Below are 13,722 nucleotides of genomic sequence, written 5' to 3'. Positions count from 1 at the left end.
GAAAGGTACTAAAAAAAATTAAAAGTGTTAAATTAACACTTTTAATTTTTCACCAAACAAAAGCCTATCACTATTTTAGTGATAGGCTTTTGTTTGGTTATACTAAGGCAGACATGCTGCGTCTGATAGCTTCTTTGGTCACATCTCTCGCAGGTACCAAAGGCAATCGAACGTGATCTGTACCGATATTCATTTCTTGTAAAATGTACTTCACGCCACATGGATTGGCATCTACAAAGCACAGATCCGTGATTTCTAACAAGCTACTGTGCGTAGCACGCGCACCGGCGTAATCTCCAGCCGCACAAGTATGCACAACATCAGCAATTTGCTTTGGATAGGCATTGGCTACCACCGAGATTAAGCCAACAGCGCCCAAAGCCATCATCGGTAAAGTTATCGGGTCATCACCAGAGATTAACAAGAAATCAGCTGGCTTGTCGCGCATGATTTCACTAAACTGCGCAAAACTACCCGAAGCTTCTTTGGTAGCTACGATATTTGAAAAATCTTCCGCTAATCTAATCGTAGTAGCTGGTGAAATGCTGCTACCTGTTCTTGATGGTACATTGTATAGAATAATCGGCAATTTACTTGCTTCAGCAATCGCTTTATAATGTTGGTAAATCCCTTCTTGCGTCGGTTTACTATAATATGGAGAAACAGATAAGATGGCACAATAACCGGATACATCAAAGCTAGCAATGGCTGCTACTACTTCCGCTGTATTATTTCCACCAATACCAGCGACTAGCGGCACTCGACCAGCAACCTGCTTGGCTGTAAATTCCCAAACGGCGTATTTCTCTTCCTTATTCAATGTGGCTACTTCGCCTGTTGTACCTAAAGAAACCAGATAATCCATTCCGCCCGCTATCTGATGTTCAATCAACTTTGCTAAAGATTCAAAGTCAATCGATCCGTCGCTGTGAAATGGTGTCACTAATGCGACTCCCGCTCCATGTAATTCTCTCATTATCTGTATATACTGTTATTACTGATTAATTATTTGAAACAATTCCTGATCCGAAATAATCGGAACTTTTAATTTTTCGGCTTTCGCCAATTTTGCTGGCCCCATCTTATCGCCGGCTACTAAGTAATCCAACTTAGCCGATATGCTACTCAACATTCGCCCACCGTGCGATTCGATAATGGCCGTTAGCTCTTCACGACTATGATCTGCAAAGACGCCCGAAATTAAGAAAGTTTTGCCAGATAAATGATCTCCAGCCAATACAACTTCTTTTTCCTCGACAACAAATTGAAGACCAGCCCTTTTCAAGCGTTCTAATTCTTCCAAATTGGCCTCCGTATGCAAATAAACATAGACACTTTCGGCAATACGCTCACCGATATCGGAAACGGCTGCTATTTCTTCTAAAGAGGCTGCCGCTAATTGATCGATCGACTTGAAATGTTGCGCCAACTTTCTAGCAACTGTTTCGCCCACATGGCGGATTCCTAAGGCAAATAATACCTTTTCAAACGGCTTTTGGCAAGATTCCTGCAAACCTTGCAACATATTGTCGATGGATTTCTGCCCGAAGCGTTCCATCGTGAGCAAATCTTCTGTGCGATCGGCCAAGGTATATAAGTCGGATATTTTGCTCACCAAACCTTTGTTGTACAACGCTTCCACCGTTTCTTTTCCAAGCCCTTGAATATCCATCATTTTGCGCCCGATAAAATGTTGCATACCGCCCACAATCTGCGGACGACAAGTAGCATGATTAGGACAATAATGCACCGCCTCGCCTTCTTGCCGTACCAACTCGGTATTACATTCTGGACAATGCGTGGGATAATGTATGGCTTTCGAGCCAGACAAACGCTTCTCCGTAATCACGCCCATGATTTTAGGAATGATCTCGCCACCTTTCTCCACGTAAACGGAATCGCCTTCGTGTAGATCTAAACGCTGAATCTCATTGGCATTATGCAATGAAGCACGCTTGACCGTTGTTCCAGCCAATAATACGGGTTCTAGATTCGCTACTGGCGTAACGGCACCCGTACGACCGACCTGATAACTCACAAATTTCAAAATACTTTCGGCACGTTCCGCTTGATATTTATACGAAATAGCCCAGCGAGGCGATTTGGCAGTGAAGCCAAGCTCCTCTTGCAGCGCGTAATCATTCACCTTAATCACGATACCATCGATATCGTATGTCAGATTATGTCTTTCGGTATCCCAGTAATGAATGAAATTCAGCACCTCATTGATAGAGTGACACAGTTTAGAATGCTCGGAAACATGAAAACCCCAAGCTTTTGCGGCTTCTAGACTTTCCCAGTGGGTTTTAAATAATTTGCTCCGATTATCGGCGTATAGAAAATAAAGGAAACAATCTAAGGGGCGCTTGGCAACTTCCTTTGGATCTTGTAACTTGATCGTACCTGATGCGAAGTTTCGCGGATTGGCATAAGTCACTTCTCCTTTTTCCTCTCGCTCTTTATTGAGGCGGAGGAAGGCAGATTTATGCATCAATATTTCGCCACGAATCTCAAAGGAATCTGGATAACCTTTGGCCTTGACCTGATGTGGCACACGCCGAATTGTTTTCACATTCTCGGTCACGTTATCCCCTTTCAAACCATCGCCACGCGTTACCGCACGTTGCATCTGTCCATTTTCATACGTGATAGCAATCGACAAGCCATCAAACTTTAGTTCGCACACATAAGAAACGTTGTCTCCGACAGCTTTTCGCACACGCGCATCAAATTCCTTCAATTCCTGTTCATTATAGGTATTGCCCAATGACAGCATTGGCCAACGATGCGGCACAGTTTCAAATTTACTGGTAATATCTCCGCCTACTTTTTGGGTCGGTGAGTTAGGGTCTAAATATTCGGGATGCTCTCGCTCTAAGCGGTCTAATTCAGCTAGTTTTTGATCGAAATCAAAATCAGAAATCTCCGAATTGGCCAACACATAATATTGGTAATTGTATTCGTTAAGCGTTGCAGTAAGCGCTGCAATCTGTTGTTTCACATCCATCGACATAGACAACGAAAATACAAAATAAATAGGAATTCTACCGAATGAAGTCTTTACTGGACAAACTGGAAAACTTCTTTTTATCACCGAAATAATAAGCCGAAACGATCAACCCTTTGTATATTCCATGTTCAAAAAACGGACCAAGTAGTTTTTTTCGTTTGGAGGCCGTGCGAAAGAAGTACCAAAAGAATTCTTGATGCGCCCGACTAATCGCCCAAGCATCGCCGAATTTTCCTTTCAGTAGAAATTGTATTAAAGCAAACAAATCCAACCATAAACGTACAAAAATCACGCGGCAGGCTGTCCAGAATGGCAAATTCTTCTGCAACATCATCAAATTATTGCGAAAGTTCAGAAAGGTTTTTTTGGGATTACTTGCATTCAGCGTGCCGCCGCCTACGTGATATACCACAGAACTCGGACAAACTCCGATACGAAACCCCATGCGCTTCAACCGCCAACACAAATCAATCTCTTCCATATGCGCGAAGAAATCAGCATCAAAACCGCCAGAGGCACGCCAAGCATCAGCTTTTATAAATAATGCTGCTCCTGTTGCCCAAAATACATCTATCGAATTATCATATTGCCCTGTATCTTCTTCGGTATGCGACAAGATTCGGCCACGACAAAACGGGTAGCCATAGGCATCGATAAAACCACCAGAAGCACCAGCATGTTCAAATTTTGAACGCTCGTGCAAAGCACGAATTTTGGGTTGTGCAGCCGCCATATTAGCATTACGCTCCAGCATCTCAATCACCGGTTCGATCCATTTTTCGGTCACTTCTACATCCGAGTTGAGCAATACGAAATAGTCTGCATCGACCTGCTCTAATACCGCATTATATCCTCCGGCAAAGCCTTTATTACTTCCGTTTTCTATAATCTTTATTGTAGGATAACATTCTCGAACGAAGGCAACAGAATCATCCGTGGAAGCATTATCTCCCAAGACGAAACTCAGGTTAGGGTAACTACTATTAAAGACGGAGGGCAGAAATTTCTCGAGGAAATAGCGTCCATTCCAATTCAGTATCACCACTGCAACTTGAGGATAATTTGTTGTCATTTATTGTCGTCTTTTTCTTTTCCACCGACGGTGCGACCACAACCAATAGGCAGGCTCATCACGTATAATTTGCTCGGTAAAGGCGGTATGTCGGTGTATAATTTCTTTATCAGCACATTCCTTAGGATGCTCTACTAATGTAGTGAATTTACATGAATAATAACCACGTCTCGGTTTTCTTCGTATTTCACAGAATACTACCGCCACGTCCATCGCCCTGGCAATACGCTCTGTGCCAGTAAACACTAAGGTGTCTTGTCCGAGAAAATCCATATAATAATCAGAATCCTGATATCCGGGCGTCTGATCAGCCACAAACATCGAGATATGGGGCTGATTTTTCAGCTTCACTAAATGTCGTAGAATCTGTTTCATTGGTACTAAAGTAGCGCCAAATCGGCTTCGAATCGCATTCAACACACCACCAAAGGCTTTATCGGATAAGGGCTTGTAGATTACTAAACGAGGAAATTCAGTCATTAACGATAGACGATGAATACCCAACTCCCAATTGGCGTAATGTGCTGTGACACCCATAACACCACGGCCCTGCTCAAAATGTCGATACACTTCTTCAGGATTTAGCAATTCTACTCGCTCAAGTACTTGCTTGCGTGAAATACTTTTACCCTTTACCGCTTCTACGATGATATCTGGCAAATGACGAAAGAACCGACGTGCAATCTGTTGAATTTCTATCTCCGATTTCTCTGGGAAAGAGTTGCGCAAATTTTCTAACACGACCTTCTTACGATAGCCAAATACATAATAGATCAGCACAAACAACAGGTCTGAAATGCGATAGAGCACCCAAAATGGAAGCAAGGAAATAACGTACAAAATAAGCGTCAATATTCTTTCTTTCATCAAGTCGTCCGTAGATTAAGCTGCAAATATCCTCAAATAAACTTACTTTTGTGCCATCTTGACACTGGATATTTATAGCGATGACAGAACAATTACTATTGCCTTCCTTTTACCTGCCGAATGTATCTTATTTTCAGGCGATTTACCAGCATAAAGGAAGCATTTGTATCGAACAACACGAGCATTTCCCTAAACAAACGTACCGGACGCGAACGCGTATCGGCACGGCAAACGGAGGATTGGATCTGATTGTTCCTATAGTACATGGCAAAAAAATGCATGTTCCGGTGAAAGATATACGCATTAATTACGATCATCCTTGGCAGCGTCTACATTGGCTTAGCATCGAGACGGCTTATCGTAGTTCTGCTTACTTTGAGTATTATGAGGATGATTTCAATCGTTTCTACACCGAACAATTCGAGTTTCTGTTGGATTACAATATGGCGCAACTCGAGCTGCTGTTGAAATTACTAAAAATCAACCGCGAGGTGATCTTGTCTGAGAGTTTCATGAAGAATATTGATGCAGCAATAGACTGGCGTAAAGATGCTAAACCGCAGAAACCAAGTTTAATGACAGATCCAAATCCTTATTATCAGGTGTTTGAGGACAAAACAGGCTTTGTTCCAGATCTGAGCATCATTGATTTGTTGTTCAACCAAGGTCCTCAATCGAGGTCTTATCTGTAAAAAATTAATTGCGTATTTAACTCAAACTTTATTCCCCATTTCATGTTATCTGTTTCATAAGCAGATTTTCATGAAAAGATTAGTCCTATTTTTACTAGCTGTGCTATGGGTAGCTCAGGCTAGCGCGCAGACGGATGCCGATACGACCACTATTTTTTATACCGGCCCAGATACATTACACTATAATAAGATCTATTATTTTGGTGGTACTGGTTTGGCTTTCCCGTTAGGTAAGACTAAAGATGCACTTTCATCGCAAGCTTTTTCGGGAAGTATCGGTCTAGATATTGCTTTGCGTAATCCCAAATATTTTCTAATACCAACATTGTTTACGCTAGGATTTAATTATAACCAGCTAGAAAATGATCCCAACTACAATAGGACGTTGGAGAATGGCCAAGCGACCATATATGCACTTAGCTTGGCTGGTGGTATGCGGAAACAAGTAAATCGACTCAATACATATGCTTACGCAGGACCGGCCTTTGCGATGGATGTGGAATCTCGGATTAATGATATTGGCAATGATCGTACGCGAATGGAAAAAATTTATAGCTTTTCGCCAGCGGTTAAATTTGGTATTGGGTCAGATTATAAGTTCCGAGGTTTTTATCTTGGATTGGAATTAGATTACATGCATCATTTCAGAAATATACAGGGGAATCCCGTTAACGTACTAACCGTGATGGTAGGTTTGAAATCTGACATAACTAGCTTCAGCGATCGCATGGTCCAAGTTATCAAGCCCAAGGATTAAGAATAGCATGCTGTAACGATAATTGATTAACAATAAAATAACAACAATGTGATAATTATTAAACATAGAATAACTATCTTTAAATTAATTAAAATATAAATATCATGATTAAAGACGAAGAATTAGAATTTCAAGAACCGATTCAACCCATGGAATGGTTGTACGATGGAGATGACGTAAATCCACTGGAAGATTAGTTTTCTATATCTCCAGTGGTGTTTTATTTAAGTTGCTTAAGCCAATCGGTTTAAGTTTTTTTTTGCCTAAGATTGAAGCAGTGCGTGCTGCGTAGCCGTAAAGAAATTACGGAACACGATATTCAGCTCTGAATCTAACTGAGCGGCCTCGATACCACATTTTACATGCAGATCTAGTAGATGAGATCTCATAGCACTTAAACTTTGTCGTGTTAGCCTACCAATCTTTTCATAGATAACCACATTATCCTTTTCCCTACTCTGCAGTAAACTGCTCCAACTTTGTACCATTAAATCATACAAAGTTTGCCTCGTATTTACTGCTAACTGCTGTGCGATGTTTAATTGCTTAAAAAATAACTTCCCATGTTTATCCTGCCATTCGGTATGCTTCGCACGTAGATAGAAATTTTTCTGTACCAAATCGGTATAGCGTGCGTACATACCCAAATAATTGACAAACAGCGTGCATTCCGCAAAGGGCTGAAATGGATATTGAAATAGTTTGCCAGGGTACGTAGCATAAGTCGGATTAAGCTCAAAACTATTCTCGGAAGGCACAAAGACATCTTGTATGGTAAAGCTGTGACTAGCCGTCGTTTCTAATCCAAATGTTTGCCAATCGGGCTCAATCAAAACCTGATCTCGCGGGACAAAAAACGACTTTATGACTTCTGGTTTCCCAGAAAATTCCTTTTCACCATCAATCACAACGGCATTGCAGGTAAAATGTGTAAGATGTGGTGCGCCAGTCGCATAAGACCATCTACCTGTTAATCGGTAGCCGTCTGCTACTTGGATGGCTTTTCCAGATGCGCGTCCGCTCCCACCAAAACAAACATTGCCTGTACTGAATAAAGCATTTGCGGTAGCAGCATCAATAAATCCGGCAAACATATTGGCACCAGCGCACAGCGTGACTGTCCAGCCCAAGGATCCATCCCAATACGCCAATGACTCCAGCAATCGACATCCCTCGACTAAGGACTGCTCCAATCCACCATATTCCTTTGGCACCCAAAGATCAAACCAGCTATTTTCCCTGATTTTCTGTAAGATCACATCGGGCAGCACTCCCGCTTTGGCAGCAGGAATTTGATGTTCTTGTATGAGATGGATGATATCTTGGCTAAGCATGTGTGGTTTGTGTTTTCATGATACGACGCCATTTGGCGAAGCCGATAAATGCAACAATAAAAAGAAAAGTAGTTAGTATGGCAAACAAATACAGTTCTTTGTGCACCAATAATGGGATCGCAAAAAGATTACTCAAGTTGAGTAAGAGCCAGTTTTCGAGCTTCCTGCGTGCTAATAGCCACATACCAGCCCACGCGGTACAAGAAACCCAAGCATCCCACAATGGTACATCCGAATCGGTGAATGATCGCAACGCAACATACAACAATGCGAAACCGCCCAAGACAATCGCTATCACGATGCCCCAATCACGACGATTAGCGCTGGTAATAGGTTGTTCGGTTTGGATTCGATTGCTCGTCCAATACCACCAACCATAGGCGCTCATCACGAGATAGTAAACATTGAGCAGAATCTCGGCATACAACTTTGCACCATAAAGCGCCGCCATTCCCAGCACAATACCAATAATACCGACAGGGTAATTCGCGATCTTATTGTTTTTGGACAATAGCACTTGGCAGATGCCAAATAGCACCGACAATCGCTCTATCCACGATGTTTGCTCAAATGCTTGCGCTAAGGATGTGGTGAAGGTGACAATATCCATTTATGTTCGGTAGCGGTGGTATTTTTCGAGTATATAAAAAGAGCCTGACTAGCAGGCTCTCTATAATGTATGTCAATGTTTAATTAAGCTTCAAGGTATCGTGCGTCCATTTTCTAGTGCTGGCACAAAGCTCTGCATCATCATTTAGATTTTTGCCCCACGATGGGATCATCGTCCGCAGTTTACTTCTGTACGAATCTCCTTTCGCACGATCTGGAAAACATCTTTTCAAGAGGTTAATCATTACTGCTACGGATGTAGAAGCACCTGGAGAAGCTCCCAAAAGAGCCGCGATGGATCCGTCGGCGCTCGAAACTACTTCTGTCCCGAATTCTAAAATTCCTCCGTGAACAGGATGTTTCTTAATCACTTGAACGCGTTGACCGGCCTTTTCAATCTCCCAATCTTCCATCTTCGCCGTCGGCATGAATTGCTTCAAGGCATCCAACTTATCTTTTGGTTTTTTCATTACCTCTGTAATAAGATATTTGGTCAACGGTAGATTATCTAATCCCGCAGAAAGCATCGGACGAATATTTGACAACTTGATCGAGGCAGGAAGATCAAAGTAAGAACCTTTTTTCAAAAATTTAGTAGAGAATCCAGCATAAGGACCAAACAATAAAGCTTGTTTGCCATCAATATAGCGCGTATCCAAGTGTGGTACAGACATAGGCGGCGCTCCTACCGAAGCTTTTCCATATACTTTCGCGTGATGCTGGGCTATTACTTCTTCGTTGGTACAACGTAACCATTGTCCGCCTACCGGAAATCCGCCATAACCTTTGGATTCTGGAATGCCTGATTTTTCTAACAGCAATAAGGAATGCCCACCAGCACCAATAAATACGAATTTTGCTTGAATATTTTTTCTAGCACCCGTTTTAAGATCTTTGGTCTCTACCTGCCATCTACCATCAGGCAAGCGTTCGATATCTTTTACTTCGTTGCCTGTAGAAAGGTTGATATTTTCCTTTTTATCTAAATAAGAGATCAGATCTCGCGTCAAAGTACCGAAGTTCACGTCGGTGCCAATATCCATTTTAGTAGCCGCTATCTGCTCATTGGCATCACGCTCTTGCATCATCAATGGAATCCAATCATTTAACAAAGATTTGTCTTCTGAGTATTCCATTCCTTTAAAGAGGTTATGCTGCGTAAGCGCTTCATAGCGTGTTTTCAAAAACTGCACATCCTTCTCACCAAATACGGCCGACATATGCGGCACACGACGAATGAATTCTTCTGGATTTTTGATGACATTATGTTCCACTAAGTAAGACCAAAACTGTTTGGACACTTCATACTGCTCCGCGATAGAGATCGCTTTACTGATATCCACAGAACCATCTGGTCGTTGTGGTGTGTAGTTGAGTTCACATAGGGCAGAATGTCCTGTGCCTGCATTATTCCAAGCGTCGGAGCTTTCGGCTGCAACCGTATCCAATCGTTCTAAAATCTCAATTGTGATATCAGGACTTAGCTCGTGGATCAGCGTTCCCAAGGTCGCGCTCATGATACCGGCGCCGATCAACACTACATCTACTTCTGTCTTTGTCGTCTTTTTACCCATCGTAATCTTGTGTGATGCAAATTTAACATTTGAGGCATGATTTTGCGAATGAATTTGTCACAAATGTTTCATTAATTATAACAAATTGCCAACATCTTGGTTCTTACAGTGCCAACTTTTAAACCTTATTAGAGCATGGAAATTGCAGTTATAATTGGATCATTGAGATGCCAAGTTGTTATTACAACAATTATTTAACATTTTTGCACCTGCAATTTTAAACTACTTCTGGCGTTTAATCTATGCAAAACAACTAAATAAAGATCTTAATACATGAAACTACTTGCAGGTAAAACCGCATTAATAACTGGCGCTTCAAAAGGAATAGGCCGTAAAATCGCTGAGGTATTCGCACAGCACGGGGCCAACGTGGCATTCACGTACCTTTCTTCAGTAGAAAAAGGACAAGCTTTGGAAGTTGCCTTACAGGAAAATGGAACGCAGGTCAAAGGTTATCGTTCAGATGCCTCTAAATTTGATGAAGCAGAACAATTAATTGCTGATATCATGACAGACTTTGGTTCGTTGGACATTGTAGTTAACAATGCAGGTATTACTAAAGATGGATTGCTCATGCGTATGGGCGAAGATGCGTGGAATGACGTCATCGACATCAACCTTAAATCGGTCTTCAATGTGACCAAAGCGGCTACAAAAGTGATGATGAAAAGTCGCAAAGGATCTATCATCAACATGAGCTCGGTAGTCGGTATTCAAGGCAATGCGGGACAGTCAAATTACGCTGCTTCTAAAGCGGGTATCATCGGTTTTTCTAAATCAATTGCAAAAGAATTAGGTTCACGTAATATACGTACCAATGTGATCGCTCCTGGATTTATCCGCACGGAAATGACCGATATTTTGGATGAAAAAGTGGTTTCAGGATGGGAAGCTGGCATACCAATGAAACGTGCCGGCGAAACCGAAGAAGTAGCAAATGCATGTTTGTTTTTGGCTTCAGACTTATCCAGCTACGTCAACGGCCAAGTATTGGCAGTAGACGGCGGTATGTTATAAAATATAAAGAAATGTTGCCGGAAGCAGACGCTATATTCACCATCCGTGACGAAGAAGCATTCAATGCGCAAGCGCTAGCTGTTTTTCGCTTCCAGGCAAATCATGTCGCTATTTACAAGCGATATATAGCTTATCTGGGTAGAAATGTGTCTGATGTCCAACATTACACAGACATCCCATTTCTACCCATTGAGTTTTTTAAAACGCAAGAAGTGATCGCGGAAGGACAAAATCCTCAAATCACTTTTACGAGCTCAGGGACGACCGGATCTGTAACCAGTAAGCACTTGGTGGCTCACCCTTCGTTCTACGAGCAAAGTTACAATCAAGCATTTCAGCGGTTTTATGGTGATCCATCCGAGATGGCCATTCTAGCTTTGTTGCCATCCTATCAAGAACGCGAAGGATCTTCGCTGATCTATATGGTCAACGATCTTATTTCTCAAAGCCAAGTACCAGAAAGCGGCTATTTCCTATATGATCATCAAGCCTTATTTGAAACGCTTACTACGCTAAAGGAAAAAGGCATAAAAACAATGCTGTTCGGTGTGACTTACGCCCTACTCGATTTTATTGATGCCTATCCGATTGAATTTCCGGATTTGATTGTGATGGAGACCGGCGGAATGAAAGGTCGCCGTCGTGAGCTGATTCGGACAGAATTACACGATCTACTGCGAGCGGGTTTTGGTGTATCGCATGTGCATTCCGAATACGGAATGACCGAACTGCTTAGTCAGGCTTATGCAAAGCAAAACGGAATCTTTCAAACTCCTCCATGGATGAAAGTGTTAATGCGCGACACCAATGATCCACTCACCTTGTTACAAAATCGTCAGACAGGCGCGATCAATATCATAGATCTTGCCAACACACTTTCCTGTGCCTTTATCGCTACCCAAGATTTAGGCAAATTGCATTCCGATGGTCAGTTCGAAATTTTAGGCAGATTCGACCATAGTGACATTCGCGGTTGCAATTTACTGGTGCAATAGTTCCCCCTAACTTATCGTAAAAATAATAGGACGATAGCCTACTGTTTCGATAATTCTTAATAGTTTTGCCTCGTATTACCATTTAGTATGACATATATTTCGTTTAGATCTATTTGGCCTTGTAGTGCTGCTCTATTATTCGCTTTCGGCGCGTGTAAGACCACACATTGGCAAAAGAACAACTATCAACCCACCAAACTAGCGATCGATCAGCATATAGAACCCGATTCAAGTTTCACCAATTACATTGCGCCCTACAAACAACGCTTGCAAGCGCAAATGGATACGGTCATTGGCCAAACTGCACAAATGTTGCCGCGATCTACTGTGAACGGACAGAGCTTGGCGGGTAATTTCTTTGCAGATGCTTTATTAGCGCTTGGCCAGCAACTAGATCCGGAAGTTTCCTGCTCATTGGGCACCCAAGGTGGGATTCGAGTAGACATAGCGCAGGGAGATATTCAAGTCGGTAAAGTGTTTGAGTTGATGCCCTTTGAGAATTCCATTACGGTACTTACGTTGAGCGGAGAGGACCTTTTAGCGCTTGGTAAATTCATTGCGAAGACCAACGGACAACCGGTCGCCGGAATGTCGGTCACGATCAAAGATCAGCAACTCGTGTCGATGAAAATACAGGACAAACCAGTAGACAAAAATAAAACCTATAAATTGGTCACTTATGATTACCTAGCTAACGGTGGTGATAATATTGAAGGTATTGCTACGCCCGTTAAAAGAGTAGATACGCCCACTCGTGTACGAGAAGGATTGATCGCCTACATAGAATCTCTAAGCAAACAAGGAAAACAAATTAATGCACAACGCGATGAAAGAATTATCATTGTACAATAGACGCAGCTTCATCAAGAAAGCAGGTGCGCTAGGCGCATTAGCAACTTTGGGTACCTTACCGACCTTCGGCCAAGGAAATCGCGGCAAAGAAATCAAACTGACAATACTGCATACTAATGATGTGCATAGCCGTATTGAACCATTCCCTATGGATGGATCGCGCCTGCAAGGTTTAGGCGGTGTGGCCAGACGGAGTACGTTATTGAAAAAAATCCGCCAAGAAGAGCAGAATGTGCTCCTGCTTGATGCTGGGGATATGTTTCAAGGCACACCCTACTTTAATCTATTTGAAGGAAAAGTAGAGCTGGAACTAATGTCCAAAATGGCTTATGATGCCGGTACTTTTGGCAATCATGAGTTTGATAATGGATTGACAGGTTTGCTCAAGCATTTTGACAAGGCTAATTTCCCTTTCATTACCTCAAATTATGATTTTAGTGACACCATCCTAGCAGGAAAAACAAAGGAATATATCATTCTAGAACGGTCAGGCTTGAAAATCGGCATCTTTGCAGTCGGGATTAAGCTCGACGGCATGGTAGATCCGAATAATCACAAGGGCGTTAAATATTTAGATCCGATACCAGTAGCTAACCGTTTGAGCAAAAAATTACGTAGCGTAGAAAAATGTGATATGGTGATCTGCCTATCGCACATCGGATACGAATACAAGACGGATCAGGTTTCTGATTTGGTGATGGCTTCGCAAACTCGCGGAATTGACTTGATCATCGGCGGACATACGCATACTTTCTTAGACAAACCGACAGAAGTAAAAAATCTGGATGGCGAAATCACGTTGGTAAACCAAATGGGATATGGCGGCGTGAATCTGGGTCGGATTGATTATTATTTTGATAAGAAAAGCGGTAACAAGCGCTATATAGCTCAGCATTATACGGTTGATCCGAGCTTGCGCGAAGATCAGCAGATGTGGAGCTAG

13 protein-coding genes are annotated in these 13,722 nt (G+C 42.3%); 6 read left to right on the top strand and 7 right to left on the bottom strand.

Features of this window, described 5'->3' with window-relative positions:
• Window positions 1-97: 97 nt before the first annotated feature.
• From dapA to DC487_RS09130, 4 genes are read right to left on the bottom strand one after another with little or no spacing between them, the layout of a single operon-like run.
• Window positions 98-976 carry a 4-hydroxy-tetrahydrodipicolinate synthase gene (gene dapA / locus DC487_RS09145; protein WP_116775676.1) on the bottom strand — a complete coding sequence of 293 codons (879 nt, stop codon included), beginning with the start codon at window positions 974-976 and terminating at the stop codon, window positions 98-100.
• Window positions 977-994: 18 nt separating this feature from the next.
• Window positions 995-3,013 carry an NAD-dependent DNA ligase LigA gene (gene ligA / locus DC487_RS09140; RefSeq protein ID WP_116775675.1) on the bottom strand — a complete coding sequence of 673 codons (2,019 nt, stop codon included), beginning with the start codon at window positions 3,011-3,013 and terminating at the stop codon, window positions 995-997.
• A 31-nt stretch (window positions 3,014-3,044) separates the two neighbouring features.
• Window positions 3,045-4,082, bottom strand: a complete 1,038-nt coding sequence (locus DC487_RS09135) for a glycosyltransferase family 2 protein (RefSeq protein ID WP_116775674.1) — start codon at window positions 4,080-4,082, stop codon at window positions 3,045-3,047.
• Complete coding sequence (locus tag DC487_RS09130) at window positions 4,083-4,949, bottom strand: lysophospholipid acyltransferase family protein (RefSeq protein WP_116775673.1); 867 nt, start codon at window positions 4,947-4,949, stop codon at window positions 4,083-4,085.
• Between the two features lie 80 nt (window positions 4,950-5,029).
• On the opposite strand from DC487_RS09130, the gene DC487_RS09125 reads away from it, so the two are divergent.
• Both DC487_RS09125 and DC487_RS09120 read left to right on the top strand, forming a co-directional pair.
• Window positions 5,030-5,641, top strand: a complete 612-nt coding sequence (locus tag DC487_RS09125; protein ID WP_116775672.1) for a WbqC family protein — start codon at window positions 5,030-5,032, stop codon at window positions 5,639-5,641.
• 70 nt (window positions 5,642-5,711) lie between these two features.
• Window positions 5,712-6,398, top strand: coding sequence for a hypothetical protein (locus DC487_RS09120; protein ID WP_239016352.1), 687 nt, complete (start codon window positions 5,712-5,714; stop codon window positions 6,396-6,398).
• Between the two features lie 263 nt (window positions 6,399-6,661).
• Here the strand turns inward: DC487_RS09120 and DC487_RS09115 are convergent, their stop codons facing one another.
• The 3 genes from DC487_RS09115 to DC487_RS09105 form a co-directional block, all read right to left on the bottom strand.
• Entirely contained in the window at window positions 6,662-7,732 is a 1,071-nt protein-coding gene (locus DC487_RS09115) for an acyl-CoA dehydrogenase family protein (protein ID WP_116775671.1), read from the bottom strand.
• Complete coding sequence (gene pnuC / locus DC487_RS09110; RefSeq protein WP_116775670.1) at window positions 7,725-8,342, bottom strand: nicotinamide riboside transporter PnuC; 618 nt, start codon at window positions 8,340-8,342, stop codon at window positions 7,725-7,727. Before pnuC ends, DC487_RS09115 begins: the two co-directional genes overlap by 8 nt.
• Window positions 8,343-8,421: 79 nt before the next feature.
• Window positions 8,422-9,915, bottom strand: coding sequence for a malate:quinone oxidoreductase (locus DC487_RS09105; RefSeq protein ID WP_116775669.1), 1,494 nt, complete (start codon window positions 9,913-9,915; stop codon window positions 8,422-8,424).
• A gap of 273 nt (window positions 9,916-10,188) precedes the next feature.
• Between DC487_RS09105 and fabG the strand changes: the two genes are divergently transcribed.
• The 4 genes from fabG (at window position 10,189) to DC487_RS09085 (ending at window position 13,722) form a co-directional block, all read left to right on the top strand.
• Window positions 10,189-10,932 (top strand): 3-oxoacyl-[acyl-carrier-protein] reductase, encoded by a 744-nt coding sequence (fabG, locus tag DC487_RS09100; RefSeq protein WP_116775668.1) that lies wholly within the window; start codon window positions 10,189-10,191, stop codon window positions 10,930-10,932.
• An 11-nt stretch (window positions 10,933-10,943) separates the two neighbouring features.
• A complete protein-coding gene (locus DC487_RS09095) occupies window positions 10,944-11,927 on the top strand; it encodes an acyl transferase (protein ID WP_116775667.1) in 984 nt (327 codons plus the stop codon).
• An 87-nt stretch (window positions 11,928-12,014) separates the two neighbouring features.
• Window positions 12,015-12,779: a 5'-nucleotidase C-terminal domain-containing protein gene (locus tag DC487_RS09090; RefSeq protein ID WP_116775666.1), complete on the top strand. Its 765-nt coding sequence runs from the start codon at window positions 12,015-12,017 to the stop codon at window positions 12,777-12,779.
• Complete coding sequence (locus tag DC487_RS09085; RefSeq protein ID WP_116775665.1) at window positions 12,754-13,722, top strand: metallophosphoesterase; 969 nt, start codon at window positions 12,754-12,756, stop codon at window positions 13,720-13,722. Before DC487_RS09090 ends, DC487_RS09085 begins: the two co-directional genes overlap by 26 nt.

It is taken from the genome of Sphingobacterium corticibacter (assembly GCF_003076635.1).
GTDB lineage: Bacteria > Bacteroidota > Bacteroidia > Sphingobacteriales > Sphingobacteriaceae > Sphingobacterium > Sphingobacterium corticibacter.
Note: the sequence above shows the minus strand (reverse complement) of the source record. Positions and strands in the feature narration are given on the sequence as shown.